Source organism: Amygdalobacter nucleatus (assembly GCF_029167365.1).
GTDB lineage: Bacteria > Bacillota > Clostridia > Saccharofermentanales > Fastidiosipilaceae > Amygdalobacter > Amygdalobacter nucleatus.
Genome location: NZ_JARFNM010000001.1, coordinates 1,437,822 through 1,455,187 on the forward strand (window position 1 = coordinate 1,437,822; position 17,366 = coordinate 1,455,187).

18 protein-coding genes and 1 pseudogene are annotated in these 17,366 nt (G+C 38.6%); 1 reads left to right on the top strand and 18 read right to left on the bottom strand.

The window, feature by feature from the left end; all coding sequences use genetic code 11:
- Window positions 1-34: 34 nt before the first annotated feature.
- The 16 genes from PYS62_RS06530 to PYS62_RS06605 form a co-directional block, all read right to left on the bottom strand.
- Complete coding sequence (locus tag PYS62_RS06530) at window positions 35-1,285, bottom strand: 6-phosphofructokinase (RefSeq protein ID WP_315574187.1); 1,251 nt, start codon at window positions 1,283-1,285, stop codon at window positions 35-37.
- A 113-nt stretch (window positions 1,286-1,398) separates the two neighbouring features.
- Complete coding sequence (locus PYS62_RS06535) at window positions 1,399-2,406, bottom strand: uroporphyrinogen decarboxylase/cobalamine-independent methonine synthase family protein (RefSeq protein WP_066714250.1); 1,008 nt, start codon at window positions 2,404-2,406, stop codon at window positions 1,399-1,401.
- Window positions 2,407-2,416: 10 nt separating this feature from the next.
- A complete protein-coding gene (locus PYS62_RS06540; RefSeq protein ID WP_066714248.1) occupies window positions 2,417-3,019 on the bottom strand; it encodes a dihydroxyacetone kinase subunit L in 603 nt (200 codons plus the stop codon).
- A 12-nt stretch (window positions 3,020-3,031) separates the two neighbouring features.
- Window positions 3,032-4,039: a dihydroxyacetone kinase subunit DhaK gene (locus tag PYS62_RS06545; RefSeq protein ID WP_066714246.1), complete on the bottom strand. Its 1,008-nt coding sequence runs from the start codon at window positions 4,037-4,039 to the stop codon at window positions 3,032-3,034.
- Between the two features lie 28 nt (window positions 4,040-4,067).
- Window positions 4,068-5,231, bottom strand: coding sequence for an ABC transporter substrate-binding protein (locus tag PYS62_RS06550; protein WP_066714244.1), 1,164 nt, complete (start codon window positions 5,229-5,231; stop codon window positions 4,068-4,070).
- A 32-nt stretch (window positions 5,232-5,263) separates the two neighbouring features.
- Window positions 5,264-5,977, bottom strand: a complete 714-nt coding sequence (locus tag PYS62_RS06555) for an ABC transporter ATP-binding protein (RefSeq protein ID WP_390086093.1) — start codon at window positions 5,975-5,977, stop codon at window positions 5,264-5,266.
- Between the two features lie 4 nt (window positions 5,978-5,981).
- Window positions 5,982-6,758: an ABC transporter ATP-binding protein gene (locus PYS62_RS06560; RefSeq protein WP_315574188.1), complete on the bottom strand. Its 777-nt coding sequence runs from the start codon at window positions 6,756-6,758 to the stop codon at window positions 5,982-5,984.
- Window positions 6,758-7,759, bottom strand: coding sequence for a branched-chain amino acid ABC transporter permease (locus PYS62_RS06565; RefSeq protein WP_066714240.1), 1,002 nt, complete (start codon window positions 7,757-7,759; stop codon window positions 6,758-6,760). Before PYS62_RS06565 ends, PYS62_RS06560 begins: the two co-directional genes overlap by 1 nt.
- 3 nt (window positions 7,760-7,762) lie before the next feature.
- Window positions 7,763-8,653, bottom strand: coding sequence for a branched-chain amino acid ABC transporter permease (locus PYS62_RS06570; RefSeq protein WP_066714239.1), 891 nt, complete (start codon window positions 8,651-8,653; stop codon window positions 7,763-7,765).
- Window positions 8,654-8,783: 130 nt separating this feature from the next.
- Complete coding sequence (locus tag PYS62_RS06575) at window positions 8,784-9,704, bottom strand: ribokinase (RefSeq protein ID WP_066714238.1); 921 nt, start codon at window positions 9,702-9,704, stop codon at window positions 8,784-8,786.
- A 210-nt stretch (window positions 9,705-9,914) separates the two neighbouring features.
- On the bottom strand, window positions 9,915-10,919 hold the full coding sequence (locus PYS62_RS06580; protein ID WP_066714236.1) for a LacI family DNA-binding transcriptional regulator: 1,005 nt from the start codon (window positions 10,917-10,919) through the stop codon (window positions 9,915-9,917).
- A 467-nt stretch (window positions 10,920-11,386) separates the two neighbouring features.
- A complete protein-coding gene (locus PYS62_RS06585) occupies window positions 11,387-11,677 on the bottom strand; it encodes a Wadjet anti-phage system protein JetD domain-containing protein (protein ID WP_315574189.1) in 291 nt (96 codons plus the stop codon).
- A complete protein-coding gene (locus PYS62_RS06590; RefSeq protein WP_315574190.1) occupies window positions 11,670-12,518 on the bottom strand; it encodes a hypothetical protein in 849 nt (282 codons plus the stop codon). Before PYS62_RS06590 ends, PYS62_RS06585 begins: the two co-directional genes overlap by 8 nt.
- Before the next feature lie 82 nt (window positions 12,519-12,600).
- Window positions 12,601-13,452, bottom strand: a complete 852-nt coding sequence (locus PYS62_RS06595) for an SbcC/MukB-like Walker B domain-containing protein (RefSeq protein ID WP_315574191.1) — start codon at window positions 13,450-13,452, stop codon at window positions 12,601-12,603.
- An 83-nt stretch (window positions 13,453-13,535) separates the two neighbouring features.
- The gene (locus tag PYS62_RS06600) at window positions 13,536-13,796 is read right to left on the bottom strand and encodes a hypothetical protein (RefSeq protein ID WP_066714233.1); all 261 of its coding nucleotides are present in this window, start codon (window positions 13,794-13,796) and stop codon (window positions 13,536-13,538) included.
- A gap of 174 nt (window positions 13,797-13,970) precedes the next feature.
- A complete protein-coding gene (locus PYS62_RS06605) occupies window positions 13,971-14,387 on the bottom strand; it encodes a DUF4143 domain-containing protein (protein WP_315574192.1) in 417 nt (138 codons plus the stop codon).
- A 28-nt stretch (window positions 14,388-14,415) separates the two neighbouring features.
- Between PYS62_RS06605 and PYS62_RS06610 the strand changes: the two are divergent.
- Window positions 14,416-15,198: pseudogene (locus PYS62_RS06610) on the top strand (DUF3825 domain-containing protein); the annotation flags it as partial.
- A gap of 107 nt (window positions 15,199-15,305) precedes the next feature.
- Here PYS62_RS06610 and glnA read toward each other — a convergent pair.
- Window positions 15,306-16,643, bottom strand: coding sequence for a type I glutamate--ammonia ligase (glnA, locus tag PYS62_RS06615; protein WP_066714227.1), 1,338 nt, complete (start codon window positions 16,641-16,643; stop codon window positions 15,306-15,308).
- Window positions 16,644-17,115: 472 nt separating this feature from the next.
- Window positions 17,116-17,286: a DeoR family transcriptional regulator gene (locus PYS62_RS07500; protein WP_156422973.1), complete on the bottom strand. Its 171-nt coding sequence runs from the start codon at window positions 17,284-17,286 to the stop codon at window positions 17,116-17,118.
- Window positions 17,287-17,366 lie beyond the last annotated feature (80 nt).

A 17,366-nucleotide genomic window follows, 5' to 3' on the forward strand; every position in this document is an offset into this window, starting at 1 on the left:
TTATGTAGCAAGAATTAGGCTCTAAGTTATATCTCTATAACAAGTTTCGCTCTAACTTAGCAAAGTCAGGCAAACCATTTGAAGTTAGTTTCAATTCTAATGGTGCTTTGGCATGATCGATATTGCTGATTAATGGTAAACAATAATTAATAAAATCTGCCGTCACATCGTTGCCAGCTTCATTGATCCACTCTCTTGGCACCAATTTTTCGGCATTGGCTACCTTATCTAAATCCACTAAACCATATGTCGTTTCGTAAGTGTCGGCTTCTTTTCGCTTGATTGTCACCATCTTGCCACTCACGCCATTTACCGCCTGTAATACAGCTTCTCTGCCTACCTGATATGCCTCACACAAATCAACTTCAGAGGCCAAATGATTAGCTGCCCGCTGCAAAAGTGAAAACTCAATGCCTCGCACCTTGGTATTTAAGCGCTTCTTCAAAATCTCAGCCAAGATATGACCAGCGCCACCCTGCTGCTTGTGGCCAAACACATCATCTTCTTCATCTTCGCCCGACAAGTCAGTGATAAATCTGCCATCTGCTAAATGCAAGCTCTCGGCCACCGCAATTATAATTAAGCGTTTTTGCTTGCGTAAAGCCTGCACTTCTTCGATAAATTTCTCTATGTCAAACACAACTTCTGGCAAATAGATCAAATCTGGTCCAAAGCCTGTTAAACGAGCCAAGCTGCTACTTGCAGCCAACCAGCCAGCATTTCTACCCATAATTTCAAAGACAATTATCTGTTCACTTGTATAGCTGTTAGCATCGCAAGCTACTTCTGAAATCATGGTACTAATGAATCTAGCCGAACTTGCATAACCTGGGCAATGGTCTGTCTCAACTAAGTCATTGTCGATGGTTTTAGGTACGCCAATTACATAGCACTCATAATCAACCTGCTTAAAAAAAGCGGCCAACCTCGAACAAGTGTCCATGGAGTCATTGCCACCATTGTAAAGAAAATAACGAATATTATATTTTTGAAAAACGGCTAACACTTTCGCAAAATCAGCATCCGTATCAGCGTGTAATTTGTAACGGCAGCTGCCTAAGGCTGCACCTGGGGTTGATTTTAGCTTAGCTGTCTCTTGTTTATTCTCCAAGCCTAGCTCGAACAGAGTCTCTGCTAAGATGCCCTCGACACCATGGTAGGCTGCATAGATATGCTCAATTTGCGGACATTTACGGGCTGTTTCTAATACTCCTTGCGCACTACTATTAATTACGGATGTACAGCCACCTGATTGTGCATACAACAAATTACCACTATATAACATAAATCTCTCTCTTAATTTGAAACATAAATTTAGATAAATTAAGCACCAAGCAATGTGCGAAAATAGAATCCATCCACAGCTTGGTGCTGATAACAAACAACTAGATATCGTGTTTATTTGTTGTATTCGTCAACAACCTTCTTAACATATTTCAAGCGCTCAAATCCAATTGCTGGATCAACAGTACAGTCAGCGCCAACAATAATGCCTTTCTTACCGCATTCGTCAAGAATACTTGTAACATAAGACTTAATCTCAGCATCGCTTGCCGTGTACAAGAATGTACCTGGATTATTATCAAATCCGCCTAAAACTGCCTTTCCGCCGAATAACTTCTTGCCTTCCTTGAGGCTGACGTTCTCAGCATGTGTTGCCCAGTTGACGATATCACTTGGATAATCTGTGTAAAGTTCAAGATTATTTGTAAACTCGCCCCAACCACAGATATGCAATAAAATGGTCAAATCATTCTTCTTCATTTCGTCCAAAATTACGACGTCAGAAGGTCTTACATACTTCTCATGGAATTCAACACCACATGTCTTATTTTGAACTTCTTGAACACTGTAATAGATACCGTCAATATCTGTCTCTTTCTTCAAAGCATCAATCAAGCAAATAAAGTCTTTTTCGATTTCTTTTGCAGCATTTGCCATCAACTCTGGATTTTCCATGAACAATTTCAAGAATTTATCTGGGCAATCCTCATCCTCAAAGAAATACAAGCGGATAGCTGAAAGAGGTGAAAATACACTGTAGAATGTCAAAACATCATGATGTGTATAAGCTAATAACTCATTCACCATCTCAATTTGTTTTCTGATCCAAGGATGATTAGGCCCAACAGCCTTAATTTGCTTCAAATCCTCAGCACACTCAAACTTCTTATCGATCATGCTTGGATGGCCAAAGAAACCATCAGACATAATTTTCAAAAAGTCTGGCTTTAATTCATCATACATCTTCTTATGACCGGCAATTACTCTGTCAATAATTGTTGGATCTGACAATCCACGGCAATGTTCAGAAAATGGCGTGTAGTGATACCAAAAACCTACTGGAACTGTCTCTGGCTCCTCGTTAGCAATTGCTTGTTTTACAATTAATTTTCTATTATCCATAATAACTCCTTTACTCTGCCAATGCCTGGAACATAAGTGATCCAGCAATAGCGCCACCATCAACTAATCCGATGCTGTTTTCTCCATAATAAGCAGCACGACCGTGGACTGACTTCATATTTTTTGTTGATTCTGCACCTTCAACGGAAGCCTTGTAAGCATTCTTGAAAGCAACATTGACATCCGATTCACCCTTCAAACCATTGATAGCTGGAATAAGAGCATCCAAAATAGTCTTTTCACCTTGTTTTGAACCGGCCTTAAGCATGATGTTATTAATACCTGCTTCTAATGCCTCAATCAGTTGTTCCAATGTAATTTCTTGATTATTACGCAAAGTCTTAGCTATGCCCATCATACCGATGGAGAGTATCGTACCCAATGATGATGGGGCAGCTGTGTTGAAGCTCTTTGCAGCAGCCATGAAAATCTTACCTAAATCAGTTTCTTCTGATTGTTTTATTGTCTCATATGCTGCTTTGAAACCGTTACTCATTGAAATACCTAAATCGCCATCACCGTTTCTCTGATCAAGCTCAATCAGATATTCCCTATTTGCAGCCATCTTATCGGCTATTTTTCCGAAAGCACATTCGATAGATCTTTTATTCATCACACATGACTCCTATCTATTGTAATTTGTATAGAATGGCGTCTGTGCAACATCTTCTAACAAATCTTGCATCTCGTCATCCAACGCAATAAGTGTAACTGACAAGCCTGACATCTCCATTGATGTAGCAAACTCACCTAAATGAGGATGAACAACTTCGATGTTCTCGCTCTTTAATAGTTCACTTACACTCTTGTAAACAATATATTGTTCTTCTAGTGGCGTTGAACCTAAGCCATTAATCATGACAGAAACTTTCTTTGGCTTATTCTCACCAAAGTCTGCCAAGATTGACTTCACAGCCAATTTAGCAATTTTGTCTGCTGTCATCATTTTTCTTACTTCAATACCAGGTTCACCATGGATACCCATGCCAACTTCGATCTCGTCATCAGCAATCGTAAACGAAGGTTTACCAACTTCAGGAATAACACATGGAGAAGTTGCAAATCCCATTGTTCGGATATTAGCTAAAGTCTTCTCACCAATGCGCATTACCTCATCGATTGACATACCGCGTTCAGCAGCAGCACCAACGATCTTGTATGCATAGACAATACCAGCAACGCCACGTCTTTTTTCTGATGTTTCATTAGGGCTAGAAGCAATATCATCGCCAGCAATAAGTTGACGTGTTTCAATATCGTCAAATTCAACCTCATCGCATGCCATCTGGAAATTCATCTTATCTCCACCGTAGTTGCCATAGAGACAGATAACCCCCTTACCGCAATCACAGGATCTAATCATATCGGCCATTGAAGAAGCTGACGGTGAAGCAAAAACATTACCAACAGCGCATCCATCCAGCATGCCATGACCTACATAACCTAAGAACAACGGTAGATGGCCACTACCACCAGCTGTAACAATAGCTACCTTACCATCTTCTTTTTTATTAGTTCTTAATAGAACTCTGTTATCATTCTTCATTAGGCAAACCTTATCAGAATGAGCTGCAATTATGCCATCGATCATATCATCGACAAAGGTTTCTGGTTTGTTAATAATTTTTTTCATTTTACCTCTTTACCTCTCTTAAAACAACTTATTTTTCTTTGATAGCCACAAACTGACCATCAACAATCTTCATAGGAACCAATGTTCTCATAGCATCGCCCAATTCGTTCATGCTGTAAGGACCTGCTAAGCTAGGATAATCTTTCATACCAGCTAATGCTTCTCTGATCTTCACAGGGTCGCTGCTGCCAGCCTTTTCAATAGCTGCTGCGAGTTGGCAAATAACATCGTATGTCTGCATAACGAATGCGTCGCCTTGTTTACCAGTCTTATCTGTATATGTCTTCATAACACGTTTGAATTCAGGAGTATCGATAGATGGTGTGAAAGCATTCATGATAAATGCGCCATCAGCACTCTTACCAACGAGGTCCAAGAACTCTTGTTTCAAGACGGAGCTTGCTAAAATTGTCTGCGTTTCAAAGCCCAAATTCTTAGCTTGCTTCAAAATATTAGCTGAATCTTGATAGTAAGCAATTTGGAAGAAAGCTTCTGGCTTTGATGACTTAATTGAAGTAATCATAGGTGAGAAGTCAGATGTTTGGTTAGGAATGTATGCTTGCTTATCTGTGATTGTACCGCCTAAATCTTTGAACTTCTTCTCAAAGATATCAGCAATGTTTTGGCCCCAGTCATCGTTGACATACAAAATACCAACATTCTTGATACCTAACTTCTTATATACATAATCAGCATATTGTGTCGTTTCCATCTCTTGTGTAAGAGTATTACGGAAAATAAATTCACCCATTGAAGAATACTTCTGGTGTGAAGCTGTAGGAGAATAGTTAACAATCTTAGCCTTCTCATATAAAGGAGCTGAAGCCATACTTGAAGTAGAACCGAAAGCACCAACAACAGCTGAATACTTCTTAGCACCTATAACTTTATTTGCAATATTTACAGACTCTTTAGCGTCGTTCTTATCATCATAGAAATCGACTTTAATTTCACGGCCGCCAAGAACCCAACCTTTTTCTTTCAAATCGTTTAAAGCAATTTCAACAGCAACTCTTTCTGTATCGCCATACTGCTTTGTATCACCAGTCAAAGGTCCGTACCAAGCGAAATAAATAGGATCTTTTCCTGACGCATTACCTTCCTTGGTTTCTACCTTATCTTTACTTACAGGTGCTGAACACGCTGTTAAACACATCGCTAACATTGTCAACGTAGCTAATATTTTTTTCATAATAAACTCCTCTTTAATTTTGTGATCAAATATTATTGATCGTTAACCCCACCAAGATAAGCTTCGATCAAGCTCTTGTCTTGCAGTAAGTCTTCACTCTTACCTTCCATCTTCATAACACCATTCTCCAAAACATATCCACGGTCAGACACCTTAAGTGCCATACGTGCATTCTGTTCAACAAGAATAATGCTTGTTCCGCTGTCTCTTATTCGCTTTAAACTTCCAAGCACAAATTTAACAAGTTTTGGTGCCAAACCGAGTGAAGGTTCATCCAACATCAAAAGTTTTGGCGTAGAAATCAAAGCTCTGCCCAGTGCTAGCATCTGCTGCTCACCACCAGACAGCGTTCCTCCTGTCTGATTGCTTCTCTCTCCTAAAATTGGGAAAAGTTCGTAAACGAACTTGATCCTCTCTTCTGTCACCTCCTTAGAGACTGTATAACCACCTATCTCCAAATTTTCTTTAACTGTTAAATCAGGAAAAATCTGTCTGCCTTCTGGTGATAACGCAATTCCACTTTTAACTAACTCATGAGGTGGAATACCCGTAATTGGCGTTCCATTATAAATTATCTGTCCAGACTTAGGTTTCTTAATACCTGCAATCGTGTTAAGAGTTGTCGTCTTTCCGGAACCATTAGCTCCAATAATAGACAAAATCTCAGCTTCATTTAAGTGAAATGATATGCCGCGCAAAGCACGAATACCGCCATAATTTACCACTAAATCATTTACTTCTAGCATCATATTATTCGCCCTCCTCGACACCTAAATAAGCATCGATAACAGCTGTATCATTAACAACTTCCTCAGGTGTACCTATTTTTAATAAGCAACCATGATTAAGCACAGCAATGTGGTCACTTAATGACATAACGAAGCGAATATCATGTTCAATCAAAATAATTGTTACACCCAATTTCTGTAACTTTCTGACGTCATCTCTTAGCTCCAATGTTTCAACTTCATTCATACCAGCAGCAGGTTCATCCAATAACAACAAATGTGGGTTACTGATCATAGCACGCGCAATTTCCAGTTTTCTTTGTACACCATATGGTAGTGAAGTTGGATTTTGGTATCTCAATTCATATAAGTTGAAAAACTTCATCCATTTTTCAGCTTCTTTTTCGCAATTTCTTTCTGCTACTCTGTATTGTTTGCTTCTAAAGGCTGAAGAAAGTATTCCACTTTTTTCACGATCATGATCGCCAACCATGATATTTTCTTTAACGGTCATTTGTGGAAACAATCTGATATTCTGGAATGTTCTTGCCATGCCCAACTTATGAATATCAAACGACTTCGATCTTGTAATTTTCCTACCTCGAAAATAAACTTCACCACTACTTGCCTTAGCAAGACCAGATATAGCATTAAATAATGTTGTTTTGCCAGCACCATTAGGACCTATAATGGCAAAAATCTCACCTGGTTTAACTGAAATCGAAACATCCGTCAAAGCCTTAATACCGCCGAAGACCTGTGAAATGTTTTTAGTCTCTAGCATATACTCTCCAGCCATTATTCTTCCTCCATCTTTTGTCTGTCCAACAGCCTAATCTGCTTGAAATTAATACCGCCTAAAAGTCCATTTGGACGGAAAATCATCATAATTACCAGCAAAATGCCATATATAACTTGTCTGTAATCTGACATGAATCTCAATGCTTCAGGTAAAATGGACAAGAAGAATGCACCAATAATGCTTCCCATCAAATTGCCGAGTCCGCCAAACAACGTCATTGAAAGCATGGATATAGACTGGTCAAAGTTAAATGCGTTTGGATCGATAAATCCCATGTATTTTGCGTAGAAGCAACCTGCAAGTCCCGCCGTACCTGCTGAAATTGCAAAGACAAGAACACGATATTTCAAAGCGTTGATACCCATCGATTGAGCAGCAATTTCATCGTTTTTAATTGCCTGGATTGCACGGCCGTGTTTAGAACTTAGTAGCGCTGAATAAAATAACAATATAACGATTGAAATTACCATTATGATATACAATTCAAAACGCATGTTTCTAATTTCTTGTCCAAAGAACGTGAACTTAGGTATATTTGGTATACCCTGAGGTCCTCTTGTCAGTTCCATCCAGTTCAATTCAACCATACGCACGATTTCAGCAAAACCTAATGTAACAACCGCAACGAACTTACTAGAAACTCTCATCGTTGTTAAGCTTAAAAGGGCACCAGCCAATGCTGTAATAGCAATTGCTAGGATAAGAACTACCCATTGATTGGTGTTATATGTTGTTTGTAAGATTGCCGTAGTATATGCACCTATACCAAAAAACGCCGCATGTCCCAAAGATGTGACACCTAAATAACCTGTTAACAAGTTGAGTGAAAAAGCTAATACAGTAAAAATCAAGCAGTTAATTGCTACAGCAAAGAAGTAAACATCCTGGCATACAAGTGAGAAAACAATAAGAATTGCATAAAACACTACATAGGCCCATTTTTCATACTTCGCCCAAAATGATTTCATATTAGAGATAATACCTTCTTTAGTCATCATGCATCACACTTTCTTTATCTCTTTCTTACCAAGCAAGCCTTGTGGTCGCAATAGAAGAACTGTAATCAGAACGACGAAGGCAACCATATCTCGATAACCCGAGCTAACATAGCCAGCAAAAATTGTTTCAGCTAAGCCAATCAAGAGGCCACCCAAAGCAGCACCAGGTACTGAACCAATACCGCCTAAAACAGCAGCAGCGAAACATTTCAAGCCAACAGAAGCGCCCATCAACGAGTCAACTCTCTGATAGTATGTAGCCATCAAAACACCCGCAAAAGCAGCTGCAGCAATACCTACGAAGAACGTTTCAGAAATTATACGTGGTACGTTAATGCCCATGAGACTAGCAGCAGTCGGATTTTGTGAAACAGCTCGCATCGCTGTACCAAAACTTGTTTTGTACACGATGAACGAAAGCACCGCCAGCAAGCATATAGCTAATACAGCAATCAAAATTTGTATATTCTGAATTACGGCACCACCCACAGTAATGTATCCTAAATTGAACGGATCATTCATTACAAGTGGCACTGTTCCGAAAACTAAGAGCACGCCATTGTTAAGCATTGTTTGTACGCCAATTGTACTAATAAGCGCTGTAATACCAGCACCTTTTTTCTTTCTGATTGGTCGCAATGCCAATATATCCATGCTAGCGCCCAAAGTAGCAGTCAATCCTACGCTGATAACGAGAACTAACCACCAGCTAACGCCACTCTGCAGCATAAATTTCGCTGCTATAAACTGAGCAAAATAAGCTGCCAGCATATAAAACGATGAATGCGCAAAGTTAGTCAACTTCAAAACACCATACACCATGTTAAATCCTATTGTAACAAGGGCGTAGGTAACTCCAATAAAAATTCCATTTACTACTTGCTGAAAAAACACTGTTTCCTCCTTGAGCTGTTAAGCTCATCGATATTATACGATGATATTTGTATATTGCAAACAGATAAAGCTTATAAAAGCCTGAATGTTTTAGACATATAGCATATCATAATAATAAATTTGTTCATTATTAGTCATCTAGCAATTTGTCATTTTCAAACTCACTGATAAATTTCTCTACCTTATTCAAGGTAGGAATAGAGCTTTGTGCGCCGTGTTTACTTACAGCTATTGCAGCTGCCGCACTAGCTATATTCATCGCCGTTTTTACATCTTTTTCGTTAGCAATCGAAGCAAGAAAATAGCCAGTAAACGTATCACCGGCTGCCGTCGTATCAACAGCCTTCACTTCATATGGATGTTGTTCAAGAATTTTGCCGTTAGAAAAATATACTGAGCCTCGTTCGCCCAGTGTCAGTAAAAAATCACTTTGTGGATATTTTTCATGTAAACTATTCAACAAAATTTCCGGCTTAACATTAGACATAGAAGTCAAAAATTCTGCCTCTATTTCATTGAGTACAAACAAATCAACTGTCTGTAAATCAACTGCTAAAAGTGCTTCATTAATTGGTGATGGATTTAAAACAACCTTCAATCCGTACTGCTTTGCTCTTTCCAATGCATAAGCTAATTTATTGGTTTCATTTTGTAAAAGTACCATATCGCCTACTTGCATTTGTCTCAAGCCAGCATCAATCTGTTCTTCTGTTAAACAATCATTGCTACCCGCATTAACAATAATGCAATTCTGGCCAGCATCATCCACTTGAATAACGGCATTTCCATTTGCGATATCGACTTTGCGAATGAGGCTTACATCAACTTGTGCTTCCTCAAGTGCCACCTTTAAGTCGTTACCATCGTATCCAATAACGCCTAAATGCTTAACCTTAGCTCCAGCCTTAGCTAATGCAACGGATTGATTAAGTCCTTTACCACCGAACGAAATTGAAAAATTCTTGGCACTAACTGTTTCACCGGGTTTAGCAAAACTACTAACTCGATACACATTATCTAAATTCAACGAGCCAATATTAAGTATTTGCACTAAACCCACCGCTTTCACTAATTTAAGAACGCCAACTTAATCGATTAAGTTGATGCTCTTAAATTAGCACTTTCATTATTAGCATTCAAGTTTTTATTCATCATTTCTACAAATTAGCGGAATGTGCGCATGAATTTCGTGCAACATGTCTCAATACATCTTTTTACATCAAATTTGTGTTCGACACCAAGTCGAAAAGTCATCACGCAACTAATTAAGTGCTCTTGTCGATTTTCTCACGATAAGCTCTTGATTCAACACGATATTAGGCTCTACAGCTACATTATTTACGCAATTGAAAAATGCTGCCACTGCAAATTGGCCTATCCACGAACTTGGTTGACGTACAGTTGTTAGCGTAGGTGAAAATAGTGACGCAATTTCCGTATCATCATAGCCTATTATACTAACATCGTCAGGTACTCTAATTTCTCGTTCAGAAAGAGCTTTTATCACACCTATTGCAATTAAATCGTTACCGCAAAGTATTGCCGTTACCTCTTTGGGTATACTTTGATACATTACCGTGTGATATCCATATTCTGCTGTATAATCGCCATGGCGTATATAATATGGTCTAGCAGCTATACCGTATTTGGCAAGTGCTTTAAGATAGCCTCTTTTACGTTCCTTAGTTGTATTGGTGCTTGCTGGTCCTGAAATATACATAATATTTCTATGTCCACTCTTGCACAAATAATCAACAGCCTGAAAAGCCCCACCCAAATTGTCCGATGCAATCATAGAAGAAATACCTTCATAATTCAGCTGACGATCGATGGCAATGATAGGACAATTAAAATGTATTTGGCTTTCACGATTAATATTGCGCATATTAGTACCAGCAATAATGATACCATCTACTCGTTTGGATAAGAGATATTTAATTTGTAAGACTTCACGTTCAAAACTTTCATAAGTATTGCAATAATACGGTAAATACCCACGATTAATTAGTTCATTTTCAATTGAAGTTGCAATATCTGTAAAAAAATAGTTTTTTATGTCTGGCAGAATAAGACCGATCGACTTAGTCTGATTGGTCCGCATTGACTGAGCAATCACATTGACAGAATAATTTAGTTCATGCGCTTTTTCTAAAACACGTTGCCTCGTTTGATCCGAAATATCATGATCATTTTTGCTTAAGACTTTACTAACTGTCGCTGTGGACAAATTAAGAGCCTCGGCTATTTTTCTTAATGTCACGGTCATATGAGCTCTCCTCTACAGATACCCTTTGATTTTTAATTATACCTTGAATTCACACTGTAAGTACAACAAGCGTCGTACATCACACAAAATGCCCGCGAAATGAAACGCAAAAATCACAAAATTTGCCCGCAAAATTTCTTAAGCGGGCCAAGAGAGTATGTTATCTTTTTAATTAGCCTTGAATTTACACTGTAAGTGCAACAGTAAAAAGAAGAAGGTACAAGGCGCTTCTGCTAAAATAAACAAAGTCACAGAAGACAAACGATGTACATATGTGCACCTCTTACACTAAACGAGCTAGAAAAGATGCTGTATTTGAAAGCAACATGAAATAGCATAACAAACATTGCTAATAAACTAGACAGAGAGAGTACGAAATAACTCACCATGCCTATCCCTTACCCAAAACATTTCTGATGCCAAAATCAAGCTCTAAACAGTTAGAGCAAATTGGACTATTCCAAACTCTAATTCTCCTTAGCAAAAATTTCCAAAACCTTCAGTGATTCCTGCTCCTCCTTGCAATTGTACTTAAGCATTAAATCGAGTACATCAGAATAGGCTCTCAAGCTTTTCTTATTTTGCTTAATAATCCGCCTGTAACTCACCGTTAGTGGCTTGCAAAGTCCCGCATCGTAAAAGTGCTTTAGCGTAGTAAGATCCATCTGTTCTGCCTGAAAAGGAATTTTTGTCTTTGCTTTAAGGTTTTCTAAAATTAAATAACCACATACAGCCAAGTCGCCCATATGCTTATACACAATTACGATTGTCCCGATATAGTTTACTTAAAAATGCCTCAACGCTACGACTCGGATAAGCACCTGAATAAATATAAGCAACATGAGGCGAGCAGACATCATGGTAAGTCGTCAAATTTTCAACAGTAACAACTTGACCTCTAGGCACGTTAATCTGCTTAATTGACTCTAAAGAGGAATTATCAAGTGTAATACCATCCTTAAGTTCAGCCACATTTATAAATGAGGTAGCAAACTCAATTGTTATGTCGCCCTTAACCAAGAGGTATGACGGATTTTCATAAAGATTATAATAAGCAAGTATTTTTGTCTTATCTATAATCTCATTTGTGTAATCACATAGAATACTCTCTATACAACTTTGATATTCCTTTTGAAACATTTTGGAATCATTGAACATCGCCGTGGAAAAATTGCGTATGTAACTCTCTTGCCTAAGGTTTAATATTGCGACAAGCAACTTAAGAATCACAGCTGTCCGCTTAGCATTGAACTTTAAATCATAAGGTAATTTCTTGTATTCTTTAAGTAATTGCTGCCAGTCATGCACGAGTCGCGCTATTATCGTAAACTGACTGTCGCGATATTGCTCTATAACATACATAAGCTCCCTAACTTGCTCAGGCACAGTTTTACGTTGCAGGCATTTATAGCATTTATCCAAGGCAGATAAATTAAGCTTAATCTTTAGATAATTACCCGAACTATCTGCAACAACATCTATCATATTTTCAAACAACAATTCTTTGATAGCCTGATTAATACTGAGATAAGTTTCATGATTGTAACGATCAGTATAAGCAGTAAAAACCTTTCTAATCTCAAATTGCACTGCACGCAAGCTGTTTACTTCTGTATCAAAATGGCACGTCGCTCATACATTGTCAACAGTTGTTCTAAAATCACCTTACTAAAGTTCATGTTCACACTCTCTCAAAAACGCCTATTGCGTTACGATTACCCGATTTGACGATGGAATAAGTGATGTCACAATAAGGGATTATCGTACTTGCCTTCTCTGTGGAGGCAAGCAAAACCACTTTCATCTGCAAACTTTTTAGCATGTGCATCATTGGCTCTATACGATCGCTTGTCATATTGTTGAAAGCTTCATCTAACAAAATCAACCTGATTGAATCGTCTTGATTTTGCTCATATATCTGCAAAAGCGAGGCACAAATTGCTACATAGAACGGAGCTTGATTTTCGCCAACGCTACCTTCGCCGCTCACCTTTGAAAGTGCTGCTTCCATTTTGGTAACTGCATTCTTAACTATGATGTCGTAATCTAAATATGTCCGGTAGTCGACATAGCTGCCAAAGGCCTTAGCATCTGTCTTTCTGCCGCTCAAATTCGCTTGCGCTCGTTCTGCCACGTCAAGCATAATACGACTCATAAAGTCCTCTATTTTGCTTTCAAAGACCTCTTGCTTGTTGCTTTCAGCCAAAAAGGCCATGAGATTATTCTCATGTTCAATCTGCTGTTTGTTCTTGTCCATAATAATGTCATAAAAAAGTGCAAGTTCTTTGTCTTTGCTCTTCGCAATTGAGAAGCGATAGCTTTCCTCTCCATATTCCAGATTTTCCATAACTCGATTTATCTGGCGAAATTGTTGTATAGCGTTTTGAATATCATCTTTCATGCGGAATAAAACATCTTTGCGGAAACGTTCTTTGCACAACTTTTGTGCCGCTTGTAAATTCTCTCTATGGCGTTCCAGTTCAATATGTTGGAGTGATAGATATTCCTGTTGATACCTATTAACGCCCGCCAAGCCGTTAGGATAGTCACAAACATAACGGGCAGTGAAATTCTGCTGTATTGGCCCTTGCGTTTCTGTAAAGCTGCTAATTCTGTTTAACTGAAAGTAAGTTCTTTTTTTGCTGTCTGCAATTGCTTTTCTAAGGCATCAACGCCAATAAAGTGTTCCTGTTTGCGCATCCTCTGTAAGCAATTATTTTGGAAGCGCAAGCGATTTTGGCTCACGCTCTTTGCATACAGTTCCAAATCATCTGTGTTTGAGCAACAAACGACATCTTGCATAACGAATCTAGCATAACGTTTTACATAAATATTTTCCGATTTCTTGACTAAGCCTTTGCAATTTTCAAACTGCAAAGGTCGTAATTTTTATTACCCAATTCTTCCCGCAAACTTTCTGACCTTAAAGTCAGAAACTTTTGTTTCCTAAAGAGAAGCTCACTCTCCCCTAGCAAAATTCTCTCCTCTTATATTGCAAACTCTTCTAAATAAGCTAACTTTACACATAATTAAGGATTCTCCTACCAGGCGCTATTCTAACAACCAGTCAAACAAATTAAGCAACTTAATCCCATTTTCTGACTTAATAAAATCATGATCCAACGACAAAACAATTTTCTCATAGTTGTCTGTTATTTGCTGCAAAGGCCTTAATTCTCGTTGCCTAGTTTGCTCTGATTGCAAACTCTCCGTAACTTGTATATAAATTTTTTCATCTACTTTTTCGGCTAAAAAATCCACTTCTAAATTGCCAATTTTACCTATGTACACATGATATCCACGTCTCAGCAATTCTAAAAAAACAATATTTTCAAGAATGTGACCCCTATCTGCATCACGATAACCTAACAGTAAATTACGCAAGCCAATATCGACAATATAATGTTTCTCTAAAGTTCTTAACAATTCCTTGCCTTTGATATCGTAATGTTCAACAGCAAAAAACACATATAAGGACGATCCAGATAACGACAATGACTATGCAGCCTTTAATACTGGCCTGGTTGATCGTAAATACGATTATATTTATGCCCTTTTCAAAAAGAGCGATATTCTTGATAAGCCTAATTACTGGTATCTTTTAGACTTCGTTGTGGCTGGTGAAGATGCAGGTAAAACACTCGTTAAAGTCTTTAATCCGTTGCCTAAGCGTGCTGACTATTTTGAAAACAATATTCAAAATATGCTTTATGATACGAGCACAGGTGATTTGTCTTGAGATTACCAACATATTATTGTGGAGCGTTTGTATCGTTTCCCAAAAGAGTTTTTGGAAGATAATTGTTCGCCCAAAATGTTGTTAATTAACGATATGGATCTTGATATGGCTTATGACAAAAAGACACCTAAAGAAGCGCGTATTGCCTATTTCAAAGAGTTTGCCGAACGTATAAATGCTGATAATCGTTGCTTTAACAGGTTGAAAAATCGTTTGGAAGATTCAATTAAATTAGCAATTAAGCGTGTTGAGTGGAATTATAAGACAGCTATTCCAATGTACAATCCTCGTCAAAAGAAAGGCTCTCTGTTATTGCCTTTAGCACTATTGGATGAAAGTCATGTCGACTTAGCCATGGTAGTTCAGCGTCACGCATCTGGTGCTTATCAAGAGGAAACTATTCTGTCACTCGATTATGCTTACAGTAACAGTCGTCTCATCACTCGGCCTGACAGCGACTGGCTTAAAGTCGAATCAATCGTCAAGGATAGTCATGAGGCTGTTGACGATTACGAAGATGATGAGGAAGAAGATTACTAAAAATCCATATGAAGCTTAAATTTACCTTGCAAATAAATAAAAGGCACATAGCGCTGTTAATAATTTAATGCTTGCTATGTACCTTTTGCTAACGCTTTAAGTTAAAACTAATAATCAATATAGTGCTGTAACTCCCACTCTGACACACTCTGTGTATACTTTGCCCACTCTAACTCTTTGGAGTCGATAAAGCTACGTGTAAGATGCTCGCCTAAAGCTGACTGAATTAATTCATCTTGTTTAAAAGCTTTCACGGCATTATGCAAAGTGGATGGTAACGGCTTAATACCACGTGCCTGTCGTTCGCTCTCAGTCATTTCAAATACATTGCTCATAATTGGTTCCATCGGCAACCTTTCATCCTCGATGCCTTGTAAGCCAGCTTGTAAAGTAGCAGCTAGCAAAAGATAAGGGTTAGCTGTTGGATCGGCTGATCTTAACTCCAAACGGGTTGTCAAAGGACCTGCAGATGGGATACGCACAAGCGGAGAGCGATTTTTGGTTGCCCAGGAGATGTAAACAGGGGCCTCGAAGCCAGGAATCAAGCGCTTATACGAATTAACTGTAGGATTACCAATGGCGGTGATAGCACGTGCGTGTTGCAAAATACCGTTCAAGAAATAAAGGGCGGTTTTGGATAAGCCGTATTGGCCATTTGGATCATAAAAGACATTTTGTTCGCCCTTAAATAAAGACATGTTCGTATGCATACCGTTACCAGGTTCACCTTCCAAAGGTTTGGCCATGAACGTTGCGCAAAGTCCGTGCTTTTTGGCCACGGTTCTAACAACCATCTTGAAAGTTTGCACACGGTCAGCGGTGGTTAAAGCATCATCAAATTTGAAATCAATCTCTTGCTGTCCATGACCAGCTTCATGGTGCGCTGCCTCTACTTCAAAGTCCAAGCTCTCCAAAGTTTCCACTATTTCGCGACGGCACTTAGCTCCATCATCGCTATCTGTCATATCAAAATAGCCTGCACGGTCACACACATTAGTTGTCCATGTGCCATTATCTGCTAACTTGAATAAGTGAAATTCAGCCTCAAAGCCCACATCAAAAGCTGTGTAACCCATCGACTTCATCTTTTCCAAGATGCGCTTTAAGTTATTACGTGGATCACCTGTAAATGGTGTTCCGTCCACTTTGTGCACGCTACAAATTAAGCGACCAATGTTGCCTGATGCGCCATCACTCCAAGGCAAAACTAACCAGGTTGATAAATCGGGATAAAGAATCATATCGCTTTCTTCAATGCGCACAAAGCTATCAATTGATGAACCATCAAAGCGAATCTCATTCTCTAAAACTTTGTCTAGCTGGCTGGTTGGTAATTCTACGTTCTTTAATTTGCCATTAATATCGGTAAAGGCTAAGCGTAAAAAGCAAACATTATGCTCCTTAACGCTCTTACGAATGTCTTCTACTGTTACTTGCTTACTCATATGTTCCCTAACTAAGCACCCAAATGTTGCTAAAAATGCGATCCAGTAAACAATAGCAAACTAATTTGCGAGCGTCAATTAGGCGGCGTACAGCACGAAAGGTGTATAATCTATTTAAGATTTTTGCGTTAAACTGCAATTTTATTGCATAGATAAAATGTGTTGTAGCTTGTAAGCCCTTACCTTTCTCTTGCTAAGCCCTTTGTCTGAGCTTGTTCGGCTGAAATTGTTTGCCCAAAGTGTTTGTCTGAAATTTTAGTCCAAAACTACCGCTAAACTCCAATTAAAAATCAGGCTGTCAACACCAAAATGGCGAGCAATAGCATGAAAATCAGATAAGCAAGGCTGCAACTTGCTAATAAGGAAAATTTTTCTAAGCCTAGAAAGAGCAACAAAATGGAGCTAGAAATAAAGAGCGAGAAAAAGCATCGTCATACTGGCATATGTTATCCTGTTTCAACCCTTCGTCCCTTCATCCCTTAATCACTTGCCAATATCCGTCTTTAGAACTCCCAACGTACTTTATGATTTTGGCATCTGTCAAGGCTTTTAAGTCTCTTTCCATTGTACTTATAGATACAAGTAACAGATTAGACAATTCAGCGGTTGTTATATTTGAATCTTTGCTGATGAAATCTACTATTGTTTCACATCTTTCGTTAGGCTTTAATTTTCGGGTGACATTTTGACCCTCATTTTTGGTATCACTTACGTTTTTGGTAT